The organism is Proteus hauseri (assembly GCF_040139125.1).
Classification (GTDB): Bacteria; Pseudomonadota; Gammaproteobacteria; order Enterobacterales; family Enterobacteriaceae; genus Proteus; species Proteus hauseri_B.
Window position 1 is genome coordinate 118,597 of sequence record NZ_JBEEUB010000009.1, and the last position, 15,402, is coordinate 133,998.

The 15,402-nt window shown below is 39.9% G+C and carries 15 protein-coding genes; 7 read left to right on the top strand and 8 right to left on the bottom strand.

The window, feature by feature from the left end; translation table 11 throughout:
• The first annotated feature begins 104 nt into the window (after window positions 1-104).
• On the top strand, window positions 105-1,031 hold the full coding sequence (locus ABN099_RS14995) for a glycosyltransferase family 9 protein (protein WP_349464777.1): 927 nt from the start codon (window positions 105-107) through the stop codon (window positions 1,029-1,031).
• 22 nt (window positions 1,032-1,053) lie between these two features.
• Here the strand turns inward: ABN099_RS14995 and rfaC are convergent, their stop codons facing one another.
• From rfaC to rfaD, 3 genes are read right to left on the bottom strand one after another with little or no spacing between them, the layout of a single operon-like run.
• On the bottom strand, window positions 1,054-2,013 hold the full coding sequence (gene rfaC, locus ABN099_RS15000) for a lipopolysaccharide heptosyltransferase RfaC (protein WP_349464779.1): 960 nt from the start codon (window positions 2,011-2,013) through the stop codon (window positions 1,054-1,056).
• Window positions 2,010-3,062 (bottom strand): ADP-heptose--LPS heptosyltransferase RfaF, encoded by a 1,053-nt coding sequence (gene rfaF / locus ABN099_RS15005; RefSeq protein ID WP_349464781.1) that lies wholly within the window; start codon window positions 3,060-3,062, stop codon window positions 2,010-2,012. The genes rfaC and rfaF overlap by 4 nt, the downstream gene beginning before the upstream one ends.
• 9 nt (window positions 3,063-3,071) lie before the next feature.
• Window positions 3,072-4,010: an ADP-glyceromanno-heptose 6-epimerase gene (gene rfaD / locus ABN099_RS15010; protein ID WP_349464783.1), complete on the bottom strand. Its 939-nt coding sequence runs from the start codon at window positions 4,008-4,010 to the stop codon at window positions 3,072-3,074.
• Between the two features lie 269 nt (window positions 4,011-4,279).
• Here rfaD and ABN099_RS15015 point away from each other — a divergent pair, with 269 nt between their 5' ends.
• Window positions 4,280-5,479, top strand: a complete 1,200-nt coding sequence (locus ABN099_RS15015; protein ID WP_349464785.1) for a glycine C-acetyltransferase — start codon at window positions 4,280-4,282, stop codon at window positions 5,477-5,479.
• Window positions 5,480-5,489: 10 nt separating this feature from the next.
• Entirely contained in the window at window positions 5,490-6,515 is a 1,026-nt protein-coding gene (tdh, locus tag ABN099_RS15020) for an L-threonine 3-dehydrogenase (protein ID WP_349464787.1), read from the top strand.
• Window positions 6,516-6,562: 47 nt separating this feature from the next.
• Here tdh and ABN099_RS15025 read toward each other — a convergent pair whose 3' ends face one another.
• From ABN099_RS15025 to rimO, 3 genes are all read right to left on the bottom strand, one after another.
• The gene (locus tag ABN099_RS15025) at window positions 6,563-7,555 is read right to left on the bottom strand and encodes a divergent polysaccharide deacetylase family protein (RefSeq protein ID WP_432807517.1); all 993 of its coding nucleotides are present in this window, start codon (window positions 7,553-7,555) and stop codon (window positions 6,563-6,565) included.
• Between the two features lie 2 nt (window positions 7,556-7,557).
• Complete coding sequence (gene envC / locus ABN099_RS15030) at window positions 7,558-8,850, bottom strand: murein hydrolase activator EnvC (protein WP_349464788.1); 1,293 nt, start codon at window positions 8,848-8,850, stop codon at window positions 7,558-7,560.
• Window positions 8,851-9,065: 215 nt separating this feature from the next.
• Window positions 9,066-10,394: a 30S ribosomal protein S12 methylthiotransferase RimO gene (gene rimO, locus ABN099_RS15035; RefSeq protein ID WP_349464790.1), complete on the bottom strand. Its 1,329-nt coding sequence runs from the start codon at window positions 10,392-10,394 to the stop codon at window positions 9,066-9,068.
• Window positions 10,395-10,753: 359 nt separating this feature from the next.
• On the opposite strand from rimO, the gene ABN099_RS15040 reads away from it, so the two are divergent.
• The 4 genes from ABN099_RS15040 (at window position 10,754) to cysE (ending at window position 13,691) form a co-directional block, all read left to right on the top strand.
• Window positions 10,754-11,191: a rhodanese-like domain-containing protein gene (locus ABN099_RS15040; protein ID WP_349464792.1), complete on the top strand. Its 438-nt coding sequence runs from the start codon at window positions 10,754-10,756 to the stop codon at window positions 11,189-11,191.
• A 69-nt stretch (window positions 11,192-11,260) separates the two neighbouring features.
• Window positions 11,261-11,725, top strand: coding sequence for a protein-export chaperone SecB (gene secB / locus ABN099_RS15045; RefSeq protein WP_349464794.1), 465 nt, complete (start codon window positions 11,261-11,263; stop codon window positions 11,723-11,725).
• Entirely contained in the window at window positions 11,725-12,744 is a 1,020-nt protein-coding gene (gene gpsA, locus ABN099_RS15050) for an NAD(P)H-dependent glycerol-3-phosphate dehydrogenase (protein WP_349464796.1), read from the top strand. Before secB ends, gpsA begins: the two co-directional genes overlap by 1 nt.
• Before the next feature lie 125 nt (window positions 12,745-12,869).
• Complete coding sequence (gene cysE, locus ABN099_RS15055) at window positions 12,870-13,691, top strand: serine O-acetyltransferase (protein WP_349464798.1); 822 nt, start codon at window positions 12,870-12,872, stop codon at window positions 13,689-13,691.
• Between the two features lie 183 nt (window positions 13,692-13,874).
• On the opposite strand, the gene trmL is transcribed toward cysE, so the two are convergent.
• Together trmL and ABN099_RS15065 are read right to left on the bottom strand one after the other, a co-directional pair.
• Window positions 13,875-14,378, bottom strand: a complete 504-nt coding sequence (gene trmL, locus ABN099_RS15060; RefSeq protein WP_349464800.1) for a tRNA (uridine(34)/cytosine(34)/5-carboxymethylaminomethyluridine(34)-2'-O)-methyltransferase TrmL — start codon at window positions 14,376-14,378, stop codon at window positions 13,875-13,877.
• A 3-nt stretch (window positions 14,379-14,381) separates the two neighbouring features.
• Window positions 14,382-15,392, bottom strand: coding sequence for an NAD-dependent epimerase (locus ABN099_RS15065; protein ID WP_349464802.1), 1,011 nt, complete (start codon window positions 15,390-15,392; stop codon window positions 14,382-14,384).
• Between the last annotated feature and the right edge of the window lie 10 nt (window positions 15,393-15,402).

The following is a 15,402-nucleotide window of genomic DNA, read 5'->3' on the forward strand; positions in this document are numbered from 1 at the left end:
TCTATAATCCTCTTTTTGGCAAGATGAAAAAAACGGATACTTTTTCATCAGATATTAAATTTAACAGTATCCTTATTTTTTCAACTACAGCACTGGGGGATTTTATGTTTAATACTCCAGCAATAAGAGCGATTCGAGCACATTATCCTGACGCGCATATTACTTTGATTTCTAGTGTAAAAAACAAATTGTTAGTCGAAAATTATGATCAAATAGATAGTGTTATTTATTGGGATAATAAAATTAGGAATTTATTGCCTGTTGCACTACAAGCTAAAAAATATAAACCAGAGGTAGCTGTTATTTTACACTCTCATCTACCTTATGATGTCTTATTAGCAGTGATGTCTAGTTGCCAATATATTTTGCGTAATACTTTCCATGTTATTCCTGAGTGGTTTAAAAAATGGATTGTTGCTGAACACCAGCCACCTAAATGCCATGTTATTCAAAGTAAACTTAATATTATTCGTTACTTAGGAATCAACAGCACAGATACAAGGATGGAAATTCCTGGTGAAATAAAGCAATTAGAAAAGAACCAAAACAGTATTGTTGGTTTTCAAATGGGGGCTTCAACGCAAGAACGTAGATGGCCGGTTAAGTATTTTGCTGAATTAGCACAAAAGCTTATTGATGGCGATAATTTATTACAAATTAAGCTAATTGGTTCATCGAGAGAGTTAGAGTTACCTGAAGCGTTTTTTGTATTATTGCCAGAAAAATATCATAACAATATTGAAAATCTGGTGGGTAAAACATCATTGCCTGACTTATTAAGTCATATCAATATTATGGATGTACTGGTAACAGGTGATACAGGGCCTCTGCATTTAGCAATTACATTACAGCGCCCAACCGTGAGTTTATTTGCAACAGCAGATCCTAAATGGACCGGACCTTATCAAGATCTTCATTTACATACCATTATTAATAAGAAGCCTAGCCCGAATGAGGGAATACAGGCGTCAATGGATCTTATTACAGTGGATGAAGTTTTTAATGCCGTCAATAAAACCCTAAAAGACTAATTATTTTTAGGGTTTTATTAGACTAACTATCGATAATATTGATAATTTGTTCTGCACTAATCTCCCCAATATCCCCACCTTCAGCTTTCACTGCTGTTTGTGCCTTACCATATCCGCCGATTAATCCGGGGTCGGTAGGGCCAAATAGGGTGATATTGGGTTTATCTAATGCCGCAGTAAGATGACTCAACCCAGTATCGACAGAAACCACACTTTTAGCACCTGCAATCACTTGGGCAACTTCTGCTAATGACATTTTAGGTAGCACATCTACATACTCAAATCCCTGAGCTAATCGTATTGCACGTTGATGCTCATGCTCTGCACCCCAAGGTAATTTAATGCGTAATCCAGAATCTGCAAGTAGGGCAATTAATTCTCGCCAATGGGATTCTGGCCAATGTTTTTCATCACGCGTCGTTGCATGCAAAAATACTAAATAAGGGCGTTCATCAAATGCAGGAAGTGCGAGAAAATGTGGTGCAATACCATAATCACCCTGAGATTGAGGGATTGGATAATCCAAACTCAATGCAAACAGTTGGCGTATACGCTCAACGGCATGCATTTTTTTGCTGACATCGTGGCGAATATCGTAGAAAAAACTGGCTAAAGGTTCACGGGCACTTTGTCGTGAATAGCCATGTTTAATACCGTTGGCATAACGAGTCACAAAAAATGCGCTTTTAAGTAAGCCTTGCGCATCGATTACAGCATCATAATGATGAGTTTGGATTGTTTGGCGAAATTTAGCACGTTCAGCGCGAATAGAGGCACTAAACCAATTTTTACGCCAACGACGAATTGCGACTGGAATAACGCTATCTACTGCGCTATGCCAGCTAGGAATTTGTGCAAAGCCTTCTTCAACAGCCCAATCAAAACGAATATCAGGATAAGCGTTTATTGCATCTGTTAATGCAGGCAATGTATGTAATACATCGCCCATAGAAGATGTTTTTACGATTAATACCCGCTTCACGCTGATGGCTCCGTCGAAAGTAAGTTTTTTAGCTCTGTAAATACTTGCTCTGGCTGAATATCAATAAGGCTTTGATGATAGCCTTGTTCGGCATCGCCTTTACGCACCTTGTGATAACCGGTAATTAAACGGATAACTCGCGCTTTATCTGATAATGGCGGTGTAAAATCAGGGCTACTAGGACCATAAAGTGCCACTAATGGGCGATCTAATGCGGCTGCTACATGCATTAAGCCAGAATCATTGCTGACGACAGCTTTACAGGATGCAAGTAAGTTAACCGCTTGCTCAAGTGAGGTTTCACCAGCAAGGTTAAAACACGCCTCGCACGCCTCTGGCGTTAGCGACTGTTTTATCTCTTCACCGGCGTCTCTGTCTTTTTGCGAGCCAAATAGGAAAATTTGATAACCTTGCTCAGTAATCAGCTTTTGAGCTAATGCAGCATAATGATAATGGGGCCAACGCTTAGCGGGACCAAACTCAGCGCCAGGACAAAAGCCTATTGCAGGGCGCTGCGTTGGCAATGAAAATGCACTTAATGTGGTGGTGATATCATCATTGCTAACAGACAATTTAGGCGACAACAGCGGTTGAGGAATATCTGCTGCTTTTTGCATTTTTTGCTTGTCATAAGCTAATGCAATATAGCGCTCAACCATTAGCGGGAATGCCTCTTTATTGAGAGGGCGTAAATCGTTTAATAACCCATAACGCATTTCACCACGCCAACCTGTACGTTTAGGAATATCTGCAAAGAAAGGGACTAAAGCAGATTTAAAAGAGTTAGGTAATATATACGCGTGTGTATAACCGCTCTCTTTTAACTGTTTACCTAAACGCCTACGTTCACCTATCGCTAAAGCACCATGTCCTAATGGCATAGGAATGGCTTGATTTACCTCTGGCATCTTCTCTAATAATGGACGGCACCAAGCTGGTGCCATCACATCAATAGTTGCTGCTGGATGTAATGCTTTTAGTGTTCGATATAGGCTTTGGGACATCATCATATCCCCAACCCATGAAGGACCAACCACAAAGATTTTCATAGACGACGATTATTTATCCTGATTTAGCCATTGCATATAGAGTGCAACACCTTCAGCGACGGTTTTAAACGGTGCGGTATAACCTGCTTTACGTAAATTAGTTAAATCGGCTTGCGTAAAGGCTTGATAGCGACCTTTTAATTTTTCAGGAAATTCAATATGTTCGATAGAAAGGTCTTTATCGGTATGATGCGCAATAACCGCGTTAGCGACAGCTTGGAATGATTCAGCACGACCCGTACCACAGTTAAAAATACCCGATACATTATTACGCCAGAACCATAAATTAACCGCAGCAACATCACCAACATAAATAAAGTCACGTTGGAAGGTTTCGCTACCTTCAAATAATTTTGGATTTTGTCCCGCATTGACTTGGTTATTTAAATGGAATGCAACACTTGCCATGCCACCTTTATGTCCTTCACGCGGACCATAAACATTAAAATAACGGAAGCCGCAAATCATCGACTCTGCTTCAGGCAAAATTTGGCGAACATATTCATCAAATAAGAATTTTGAATAACCATAAACATTTAATGGTGCTTCAAATTTTCTTTCTTCAATAAAGTTATCAGTACGACCACCATAAGTTGCTGCAGAAGAGGCATATAAAAACGGAATTTGGCGTTCAAGACAAAAATGGAGTAGCTCTTTTGAATATTGATAGTTGTTGTCCATCATATATTTGCCATCCCACTCAGTGGTAGAAGAGCAAGCACCTTCATGGAAAATGGCATCGATATCGCCGAAATCATCACCTGCAACGACGCTGGCAATAAAGTCTTCTTTATCCATGTAATCGGTGATATTGAGATCGACTAAATTAACAAACTTAGTACCATCTTTAAGGTTATCAACAACTAAAATATCAGTATAACCTTCATCATTTAATGCTTTAACAATATTGCTGCCGATAAAACCTGCACCGCCAGTGACGATAATCATATGGCTACCCCTTCCTATAAAATCTAAAAATTAGCTCTAGGTCTATAATAACACTGAACAGTCTTAACGGTAGTATTCATCATGGAAGAACAGACTGAAATTTACGAAAAACGTAGTGCATATTAGTGATCTTAATTACATAAATAACATTATTTATTTACATTTGTCGTTTTTAATAGAACAAAGGCATAAAATAAGAAACAAAACTGACTAGATTATAGTCAATCCTTATATGTTACCTCTTTTCGCCAGCAGTCTTAGGAGAAAATATGTCTACCCACTCTTTCTATCAGCAGATTGATCAACAACTAGAACAAACTCGTCAAGATGGTCTGTTTAAACATGAGCGCATTATTACCTCTTCACAAAGTGCAGATATTGCCGTCGCTGATGGCAGTCATGTTATTAATTTTTGCGCCAATAACTATTTAGGTTTAGCTAATCATGCCAAATTAATTGAAGCGGCAAAAGCAGGCATGGATAGTCATGGCTTTGGTATGGCTTCTGTGCGTTTTATTTGTGGTACTCAAGATTCACATAAAACATTAGAAAATAAAATCGCTGAGTTCTTAGGTATGGAAGATGCCATTTTATACTCTTCTTGTTTTGATGCTAATGGCGGATTGTTTGAAACCCTAATGGGACCCGAAGATGCCATTATTTCTGATGCACTAAACCATGCTTCTATTATCGATGGTGTTCGTTTATGTAAAGCAAAACGCTACCGCTACGCTAACAATGATATGGCTGAGTTAAAAGCACAATTAGAAAAAGCGAAAGCTGATAATGCCCGCCATATTATGATTGCAACAGATGGCGTATTTTCGATGGATGGTGTCATTGCTGACCTTAAAAGTATTTGTGATTTAGCTGATGAATATGGCGCATTAGTCATGGTTGATGACTCTCATGCTGTGGGGTTTGTTGGTGCACAAGGTCGCGGTACTCATGAATATTGTGATGTGATGGGTAGAGTAGACATTATCACTGGTACTTTAGGTAAAGCATTAGGTGGCGCTTCAGGTGGATATACCGCAGCACGTAAAGAAGTGGTGGAATGGTTACGTCAACGTTCTCGCCCTTATTTATTCTCAAATTCATTAGCTCCAGCAATAGTTTCAGCTTCTATTGCCGTATTAGAGATGCTGAAGTCTGGTGACGAAATCCGTTCTCGCTTATGGCGCAATGCAGCGCTTTTTCGTGAAAAAATGAGTGCTGCGGGTTTTACATTGGCGGGAGCTGATCACGCGATTATTCCAGTAATGCTAGGCGATGCGAAATTAGCGCAAGAGTTTGCCACACGTTTACTTGATGAAGGTATTTACGTCACTGGATTCTTTTATCCTGTTGTACCACAAGGGCAAGCACGTATTCGTACACAAATGTCAGCAGCACATAGCACTGAGCAAATTGAACGTGCTGTTACAGCGTTTATTAAAATCGGCAAACAACTGAATGTGATTGCATAAGGTTCTCATTATGAAAGCATTGTCAAAATTAAAGGCGCAAGAAGGCATCTGGATGACAGATGTGCCAGTACCTGAACTTGGTCATAACGATGTGATGATCAAAATTCGCAAAACGGCAATTTGTGGTACTGATGTTCATATTTATAATTGGGATGAATGGTCTCAAAAAACAATTCCTGTGCCTATGGTTGTGGGTCACGAATATATTGGTGAAATAGTCGCAATAGGACAAGAAGTTAAAGGCTTTAGTATTGGTGACCGAGTGTCTGGTGAAGGGCATATCACTTGTGGTCATTGCCGAAACTGTCGTGGTGGTCGTACACACTTATGCCGTAATACCATTGGGGTTGGTGTTAATCGCCCAGGTTGTTTTGCTGAATATTTAGTTATTCCTGCTTTTAATGCGTTTAAAATTCCAGATAACATTCCTGATGAATTAGCGGCTATTTTTGATCCCTTTGGTAATGCGGTACACACAGCGCTCTCATTCGATTTAGTGGGAGAAGATGTATTAGTTTCAGGTGCGGGTCCTATTGGTATTATGGCTGCCGCAATTTGTAAACATGTGGGTGCTCGTCATGTCGTTATTACTGATGTAAATGAATATCGCCTTGATCTAGCGAAAAAAATGGGCGTAACCAGAGCCGTGAATGTCGGTAAAGAAAACCTTACTGATGTAATGAAAGAACTGGGAATGACCGAAGGTTTTGATGTGGGATTAGAGATGTCTGGAGCACCTCCAGCATTTCGTACTATGTTGAGTACTATGAATCATGGTGGTCGTATTGCATTACTGGGTATTCCACCTTCAGATATGGCGATAGATTGGGGGCAAGTTATCTTTAAAGGCTTATTTATTAAAGGTATCTATGGTCGAGAGATGTTTGAAACCTGGTATAAAATGGCTGCACTTATCCAGTCTGGTCTCGATCTTACTCCTATTATTACACATCAATTTCCAATCGGTGAGTTCCAAAAAGGTTTTGATATCATGCGTTCAGGTCAATCGGGCAAAGTAATTTTAGATTGGCAGTAAGTTGTGGTGCAAAATAGAGCTATTAAGAGCCCAATATGGGCTCTTTTCTATTGAGTCATTTCTGCAGGTTTATCATTTTGCAGCGGCTTGGATTCAGGTACTACTTGTTGTAATTGTTGCTTAGGTGACGTAATACCTGAAAATGTTTTCACCACTGTACTCTTTTTTATCGAGATAATTGCCTGTTGTGCTGGCTTTAACCATGACGCGGGTTTTGGTGCTTGAGGTTGTTCTGTTGGCTCTTTTTCAGGTGTTTTGGGTTGTTCTGGTACTTTGGGTTGCGTTGGTTTAATCGATTGAGGTTTTAATAGTACGCTTGGCGCCACCAGTTGAATATCAGCTGGTAATAACGGCAGTTGTTGCTGCAATGCTCTGACTGTTGAAGGATGAGGATGACCAATCGCAATCGCTGAGCCATTTTTACGCGCTAAAGCAATAGCCCGTGCTAATTGTTGGCGAGTTTCAGCTTCAGTTTGTACATTGTCTAAAAATACATGGCGACGTAAAGAGGGCACCCCTGCAGCTTTTGCTGCAATAGCTGCCTGAGTATTACCAATAGTCACACTATCTAGGAAATAGAGATTAGAGTGGTTGAGCGCCTTAATCACTCGATCCATTGCTTGCCTGTCAGATGTCATTGCACTACCCATATGATTATTCATACCCACAGCATAAGGCACATTATTAATAGCATGCTGAATAATACGATTGACTTCGTCTTGCCCCATATCGGTTTTTAATGTGTCGCGCTCTAGCGGTTGTTTACTGATAGGTGCCATTGGCATATGAATTAGAATTTCTCTACCTTGAGCATGCGCTTTGTTGGCAACCTCTTTTCCATGAGGTGAGTCGGGTAAAATCGCAACGGAAACCGCGATTGGAAGCTGTAATATTTGATTGTCTTCTTTAGTGCGATAACCAAAATCATCAATCACAATTGCCAACTGTGCAGCAATTGTGGGTGTCGTTAATACTAAACTCAGTAATATTAAACGCGTTGTCCAAGATGTTACGTGTTGCAATGCACTAAAAAATAGCAAAACTACCTCCCAAGCCAAGGTACTGGGTTAACGGCTTTCCCTTGACGTCTGATTTCAAAATAGAGTGCTGAACGTTCTTGTCCACCACTGTTACCCACTAATGCGATAGGTTGTCCTGCTTTAACTTGTTGTCCTACATTAACTAATGCACTTTGGTTATAACCATAAAGGCTCATATCCCCTTTACCGTGTTCTACAACTACCACTAAACCATAGCCTTGTAGCCAGTCGGCAAGTAAAACGCGACCATCAGCAATGGCTTTAACTTCAGTGCCTTGTGCCGCAGGTATAACAATACCTTTCCAACGTAACTCCCCAGAACCCGAGATAGATTCACCAAAGCGATGTAATAATGAACCTCGAATTGGCCAAATTGCTTGTCCTGCGGGTTTGCCTAAGCCGCCAGTTCGAGACATCAACGACTGTTCTTCTGCGGTTGGCTTGTAAGTTGAACCACGTTGTTGGGCGTCACGCTGTTTTGCCGCAATTCGTGCCGCTTCTCTTGCCTCTCGTTCAGCACGAGCTTTTGCTTCACGCTCAGCTTGCGCGATTTTATTTCTTAATTGTGCTTCGTTAGCGCGCATTGTGGCTAAATTGCGCTGGTCTTCTTTTAATGTTGATTCAAGTTGAGTGAGTGTTTTTTGGCGAGCAGCTAGCGCATTATCCAGTTTTTGCTTTTCTTGCTGCTGTTTTGTGAGCGCTTGTTTTTGCTCATTTTGCTTGGCTTGCTGAGCATTTTTCTCAGCTTCAAGTTCTTTTGATGTTTGTGCTAACTGCGCCATGGTTTCTTTACGCGCATCGTTGATATAGCTGTAATACGCTAAAATGCGCTCTTCGCGCTGCCCCTCTTCCCCACGAAATAGCAGCTCAATACCTTGGTGTTTTCCTTGGCGATAAGCTGCATCCATTTGGCGAGATAATAGCTGTTGCTGAGAATTATATTGGGTTTGCAAACGTGCAATATTCGCCGTAATTGTTTTTATCTCTTTTCCCAATGTCTGTAAGCGATTTTGCGTTTCATGAACAGAACGCCCCGCATGAGAGATTTGTGTTTCTTGCGTTTTTAATTGTGTAAGTAAAGATGTGCGTTGCTTTTGCTGCTCTTGAACTTGCTTTTCTTTTTCGGCAATGGTGGTTTGGAGATCTTTAAGCTGATTACGGTTATCCGTTAATGTATTGGCAAAAACGCTGGTCGCAGAGAATAAAGAGGTGCTAATAAGCAACGTGATTAACGGTAAAGAGAATACACGAGAAGGCTGATACATTTTTTTTTGAAGAACCTTTTTCTCTGCCATCTGACCAAAGTACCTTTAAATAACAGTTTGTAAGATTATTTCATGTCATTCAGCAACTAACCAGTTAACAGGAAATAAAGACGTAATTTCAGATAATACTTAATAAGTAATCTATTTAATTAATTCGAGATTATAAAGCAATAATAGTCGGTGAGAGGAAAAAGAGACAATCAGTGTGACAGCGCAATAGAATATCGCGCTGTCGATTAAATATATTACTCGACGATAGTACCCCAAAGGTCATACTCATCGGCATGTTCAATCAGAACGCGTACTATTTGTCCTGGTTCAACATCAAATTGTTCATTTAGATAAACAGCACCATCAATTTCTGGTGCATCAGCCATACTACGACCAATTGCGCCTTCTTCGTCTACTTCGTCAATCATCACCAGTAATGTTTTACCAATTTTTTCCTGCAAACGTTCTGTTGAGATTTGCTGCTGTAACTGCATAAAACGGTGATAACGCTCTTCTTTCACTTCTTCTGGTATTTGGTCTGGTAATACGTTGGCTTTTGCGCCATCTACTGGGCTGTATTTAAAGCAACCCACTCTGTCTAAACGTGCTTCAGTTAAGAAATCCAATAACATTTGGAAATCTTCTTCTGTTTCGCCAGGAAAGCCGACAATAAAAGTCGAACGCAGTGTCAGTTCAGGACAAATTTCACGCCAACGTTTTACACGCTCTAAAGTACGTTCAACAGAACCTGGACGTTTCATTAATTTTAATACTTTAGGGCTTGCATGCTGTAAAGGAATATCTAAATAAGGCAGGATCTTCCCTTCAGCCATTAATGGAATAACATCATCAACATGAGGATAAGGATAAACGTAGTGCAATCGCACCCAAATGCCTAATTTTGCTAGCTGTTCACATAAGCTTGTCATGCTGGTTTTTACCGGCATTCCATCCCAAAAACCAGTTTGGTGTTTGGTATCAACACCATAAGCAGAGGTATCTTGAGAGATAACCAGTAACTCTTTAACACCTGCATTAACTAATCTTTTCGCTTCATTTAATACATCGCCAATGGGACGACTATCTAAATCGCCACGCATAGAAGGAATAATGCAGAACGTACAACGGTGATTACAGCCTTCAGAGATTTTTAAATAAGCATAATGACGCGGTGTTAATTTAACCCCTTGTTCAGGCACAAGGCTAACAAAAGGATTGTGATCAGGTTTTGGTACGTAATGATGAATATGTGATAAAACTTGTTCGTAACTGTGAGGACCGGTGATTTCTAGCACTTTAGGGTGCACTTCACGAATTTGGTTCTCTTTTGCACCTAAACAGCCAGTAACAATGACTTTACCGTTTTCATCGAGTGCTTCACCAATTGCCTCAAGAGATTCTTGTACTGCACTGTCAATAAACCCACAGGTGTTGACGATGACTAAATCAGCATCATTATAGGTGGGAACAACTTGATAACCTTCTGTACGCAGTTCGGTTAGGATACGTTCGGAGTCCACTAAATTTTTAGGACAACCTAATGAAACGAATCCAATTTTAGGCACTTGATTTGTTTGCGACATGCTCGTGTTCTCAATACTTTTAAATAAATAACAGATAGTTGTTTTATCTCAGACAGGTGCGAAATCTGACAGAGAGCGTGATTTTCTCTCGTAGAATAGCCATTATTGTGGATGCTGGTTTTTTAATAGCTTGCCTGAAGAGGGATCCTGTGGAGGGAAAGAAGTGAACCTTCCGAATCTTCTTCATAGGATTTTCCAATGCTAATGGTACAGAAATCCGTCAATAAAAAAAATGATTGTTGAGAAATTTTCCGCAAAAACTGCAAGAGAAAAGAAGTAATAGGCTGTAATTGCGCCATTACAAAGGTATACTTTGACCCTTTGATACTATTTTTAACCAACGAGAGTGATTGCATCCTATGCTGCAAGAAGTAATGCAATTTTTCAACCGGCACACCCTGTTAAGTTTTGCTTGGGTTGCGCTGCTGGTGGCGGTCATTGTGCTGACCTTTAAAGGGCTATTTTCAAAAACGAAAAATATCTCCCGTACAGAAGCTATTTCTTTGATAAATAAAGAGGGTGCGGTGTGTGTTGATATCCGTAGCCGTGATGAGTTCCGTAAAGGGCACATTATTGATTCTATCAATTTAACACCTTCTGAAATCAAAGATAACAATATTGCTGAGCTGGAGAAGTATAAATCACAGCCAGTTATCGTTGTTTCTCCATCCGGTATGGAAGGTGCAAAACCAGCCGAAAGCCTAATTAAACTCGGTTTTGAAAAGGTCTTTATTTTAAAAGATGGCCTTTCAGGCTGGAGTGGTGAGAATTTACCACTTGCTAAGGGCAAAAAATAACGAGCGGGCAGATTGAGTTCTATACTTACTGCTATTCAATTAATAAGGATATAAAAAGGTAAGATTATTATGTCAGAACAGCAAAACCAAGAGATGACTTTTCAAATTCAACGTATCTATACAAAAGATATCTCTTTTGAAGCGCCTAATGCCCCACAAGTTTTCCAAAAAGAGTGGCAACCAGAAGTTAAATTAGACCTTGATACTTCTTCTAATACTTTGGCTGAAAATGTGTATGAAGTTGTCCTGCGTGTAACGGTTACTGCAACAATGGATAACGAAACTGCATTCCTGTGTGAAGTTCAACAAGCAGGTATTTTCACTGTTGAAGGTATTGAAGGAACGCAGCTGGCTCATTGCTTAGGTGCATATTGCCCAAATGTTCTGTTCCCTTATGCTCGTGAATGTATCACTAACTTAGTTAGCCGTGGTACTTTCCCACAACTGAATTTAGCACCTGTTAACTTTGATGCGCTGTTTATGAACTATTTACAGCAACAGGATGCTCCAAATGCAGGAGCTGAAGAAGCTTAATGAACAATGCTTCTATGACAGTTATCGGTGCCGGTTCATACGGCACCGCTTTAGCGATTACACTGGCACGTAATGGTCATGATGTTGTTCTGTGGGGTCATGAATCTGCACACGTTGCCGCATTAGAGCAGGCACGCTGTAATCAGGCTTTTCTGCCGGATGTTTCCTTTCCTGATAGTTTACATATGGAAGCTTCTTTGCAAAAAGCGATAGAAGCGAGCCGTAATATTCTGATTGTGATCCCAAGCCATGTCTTTGGAGATGTATTACAACAGATCAAACCCTTTTTACGTCAGGATGCGCGTGTAGTTTGGGCGACGAAAGGACTTGAAGCACATACTGGGCGCTTGTTGCAAGATGTGGCGCGTGAAGTATTAGGTAATGAAATCCCATTAGCAGTAATATCGGGTCCTACTTTTGCTAAAGAACTTGCTGCGGGTTTACCTACTGCTATTTCTGTTGCTTCAACGGACAATGCATTTTCTGATGAACTACAGCAACTTTTCCATTGTGGTAAAAGTTTCCGTGTTTATAAAAATCCTGATTTTATCGGTGTGCAATTAGGTGGTGCAGTTAAAAACGTTATCGCCATTGGTGCGGGTATGTCTGATGGTATGGGGTTTGGTGCCAATGCGCGTACTGCATTAATTACTCGTGGCCTTGCTGAAATGAGTCGTTTAGGTAAAGCATTAGGTGCAGATGCGGCGACTTTTATGGGTATGGCAGGTTTAGGTGATTTAGTTTTAACCTGTACCGATAACCAATCACGTAACCGCCGTTTTGGTATGATGCTGGGTCAAGGTGTTGATGTAGATGCAGCACAAGAAGCCATTGGTCAGGTAGTTGAAGGTTATCGCAATACCAAAGAAGTGCGTGCACTCGCAGAGCAAGTTGGTGTTGAAATGCCTATAACTGAGCAGATCTACCAGATTTTATATCAGCATAAAGATGTGAAAGAGGCTGCATTAGCTTTATTAGGACGGGCAACCAAAGATGAAGTAGACAGCTCGTTATTCTAAGCTTATTTTAAAGCACGGGTTGTTCTAAGGTATCAAGGTATATCCATACTAAATGTAAGCCTATAAATACTCATTAAAGCCTAAGTCCAGACTTGGGCTTTAATGTAAAAATAATGAGAGTGAGTATGTCGCTAGAAGAACTAAAACGAGTCTGGGATCATATTAAATGTGAAGCAAGAGCGTTAGCGGATTGCGAGCCTATTTTGGCGAGTTTTTTTCATGCAACACTGCTTAAACATGAGAATCTTGGTAGTGCGTTAAGCTATATGTTAGCCAATAAATTGGCAACGCCAACCATGCCAGCGATTGCTGTGCGTGAGATTGTTGAAGATGCTTATCGTAGCGATGCTTCCATGATTGAGTCTGCTGCTTATGATATTTCAGCCGTTCGTTTACGCGACCCTGCCGTTGATAAATACTCCACTCCACTACTTTATTTAAAAGGTTTTCACGCCTTACAGGCTTATCGCATTGCTCATTGGTTATGGCAACAAGAGCGCAAAGCACTTGCGATTTACCTACAAAACCAGATTTCAGTCTCTTTTGGGGTAGATATTCATCCTGCAGCGCGTATTGGGCATGGCATTATGCTCGATCATGCAACAGGCATTGTGATTGGCGAAACCGCTGTTGTTGAGAATGATGTCTCTATTTTGCAGTCCGTTACATTAGGCGGTACAGGTAAAACGGGCGGTGATCGTCACCCTAAAGTACGCGAAGGTGTAATGATTGGTGCCGGTGCTAAAATTCTTGGCAATATTGAGATTGGACGAGGCGCTAAAATTGGCGCTGGATCTGTGGTTTTACATGAAGTTCCTGCACATACTACCGTTGCTGGTGTACCCGCCCGTATTGTTGGACGTCCAACAAGTGACAAACCTTCACTAGATATGGATCAACACTTTAATGGTTCTGTGTCTGGTTTTGAGTGTGGTGATGGGATTTAATGGCTGTATAAAAAACAAGAAAACAATTATTTAGTATGAGTCATAGAACATAAAAAAGGCGCAATATCGATGATATCGCGCCTTTTTGTTACTCTTGTTTTATAAAGATAAAATTAAATAAGAGAAGTAAACCTGTAATAAAAATAAGTTTTATTTAAACACTGCTTACACCACTGATTAGATTTAATCTCTAAGTAATGCACCGGGATAACCCAACTGCCGCCATGCCTCAAAAACTACCACCGCAACAGTATTTGATAAATTCATACTGCGGCTATCTGCAAGCATTGGTACTCGGATTTTTTGCTGCATTGGCATATTATCCAATACATAAGGCGGTAAACCGCGAGTTTCAGGACCAAATAATAAGTAATCACCATCTTTATAACTCACATTACTATGCGCAGGTTTACCTTTTGTGGTTAAAGCAAATAATCGAGCACCAGTAGGCGACTGTGCATTATCAGGGCTTAGTCCTTCACTTTCTAAAAAAGCATAATAATCATGATGCTGTTTAATATCAGCAAACTCACGATAATCAAGCCCTGCACGACGTAAGCGTTTATCATCCCAAGTAAAACCCAGTGGCTGGATTAAATGAAGATGAAAGCCTGTGTTTGCACACAGGCGGATGATATTACCCGTATTTGGTGGAATTTCGGGTTCAAATAAGACGATATTGAGCATGGTTTATTTAACTTGATAGTAATTTTTATACCAATCAACAAATTGCTTTACACCATCATTCACACTGGTTTGAGGTTTATAGTTTGTTGCCTTAAATAAATCCTCAGTATCTGCCCATGTGGTATAAACATCGCCAGGTTGCATTGGTAACATATTTTTAATCGCTGTTTTACCTAACTGTGTTTCTAATGCACTAATATAATCCATCAGTTTCACAGGTGAACCATTGCCAATATTATAAATTTTATAAGGTGCAGAGCTATTAGCTGGTGTTCCTGTACTTACTTTCCACTCTTTTTCAGGCGAAGGAATAACATCAGCAATACGAACTACTCCTTCAACAATATCTTCAACATAAGTGAAATCACGTTGCATTTCGCCGTTGTTATAAATATCAATAGGCTCATCATTAATAATAGCTTTGGTAAACTTAAACAAAGCCATATCAGGACGCCCCCAAGGACCATAAACAGTAAAAAAGCGTAACCCTGTTGTTGGAATACCATAGAGATGAGAATAGCTATGCGCCATTAATTCATTAGCTTTTTTAGTTGCCGCATATAATGAAACAGGATGATTAGCCTGATCATGAGGTGAAAATGGCAACTCGTCATTTAAGCCATAAACAGAACTTGATGAAGCATAAATAAGATGTTTTACATTATTATGACGACAACCTTCTAAGATGGTTAGAAAACCAGTTAAATTACTGTCAGCATAAGAAAATGGGTTAACTAATGAATATCTTACGCCAGCTTGTGCTGCAAGATGTATGACTTTATCAAATTTTTCAGTTTCAAATAGCTGTGCTATTTTTTCTCTATCAGCAACATCAATTAGAGAAAAGAAAAAATTATCTAATTTATTTAATAGGTTAAGTCTAGATTCTTTTAAAGAAACATCGTAGTAATCATTTAGGTTATCGATGCCTACAACAGTTTCACCTTGTTGAATTAGCTTTTGTATTAAATGAAAGCCAATAAATCCGGCTGCGCCAGTGACTAAGTATTTCATGATTTAATTA

Coding starts and splice junctions, on each gene's coding strand:
- ABN099_RS14995 (WP_349464777.1), top strand. CDS start 105: ATGTTTAATACTCCAGCAATAAGAGCGATTCGAGCACATTATCCTGAC.
- rfaF (WP_349464781.1), bottom strand. CDS start 3,062: ATGAAAATCTTTGTGGTTGGTCCTTCATGGGTTGGGGATATGATGATG.
- rfaD (WP_349464783.1), bottom strand. CDS start 4,010: ATGATTATCGTCACTGGCGGTGCAGGTTTTATCGGCAGCAATATTGTT.
- ABN099_RS15015 (WP_349464785.1), top strand. CDS start 4,280: ATGTCTACCCACTCTTTCTATCAGCAGATTGATCAACAACTAGAACAA.
- tdh (WP_349464787.1), top strand. CDS start 5,490: ATGAAAGCATTGTCAAAATTAAAGGCGCAAGAAGGCATCTGGATGACA.
- envC (WP_349464788.1), bottom strand. CDS start 8,850: ATGGCAGAGAAAAAGGTTCTTCAAAAAAAAATGTATCAGCCTTCTCGT.
- rimO (WP_349464790.1), bottom strand. CDS start 10,394: ATGTCGCAAACAAATCAAGTGCCTAAAATTGGATTCGTTTCATTAGGT.
- ABN099_RS15040 (WP_349464792.1), top strand. CDS start 10,754: ATGCTGCAAGAAGTAATGCAATTTTTCAACCGGCACACCCTGTTAAGT.
- secB (WP_349464794.1), top strand. CDS start 11,261: ATGTCAGAACAGCAAAACCAAGAGATGACTTTTCAAATTCAACGTATC.
- gpsA (WP_349464796.1), top strand. CDS start 11,725: ATGAACAATGCTTCTATGACAGTTATCGGTGCCGGTTCATACGGCACC.
- cysE (WP_349464798.1), top strand. CDS start 12,870: ATGTCGCTAGAAGAACTAAAACGAGTCTGGGATCATATTAAATGTGAA.
- trmL (WP_349464800.1), bottom strand. CDS start 14,378: ATGCTCAATATCGTCTTATTTGAACCCGAAATTCCACCAAATACGGGT.
- ABN099_RS15065 (WP_349464802.1), bottom strand. CDS start 15,392: ATGAAATACTTAGTCACTGGCGCAGCCGGATTTATTGGCTTTCATTTA.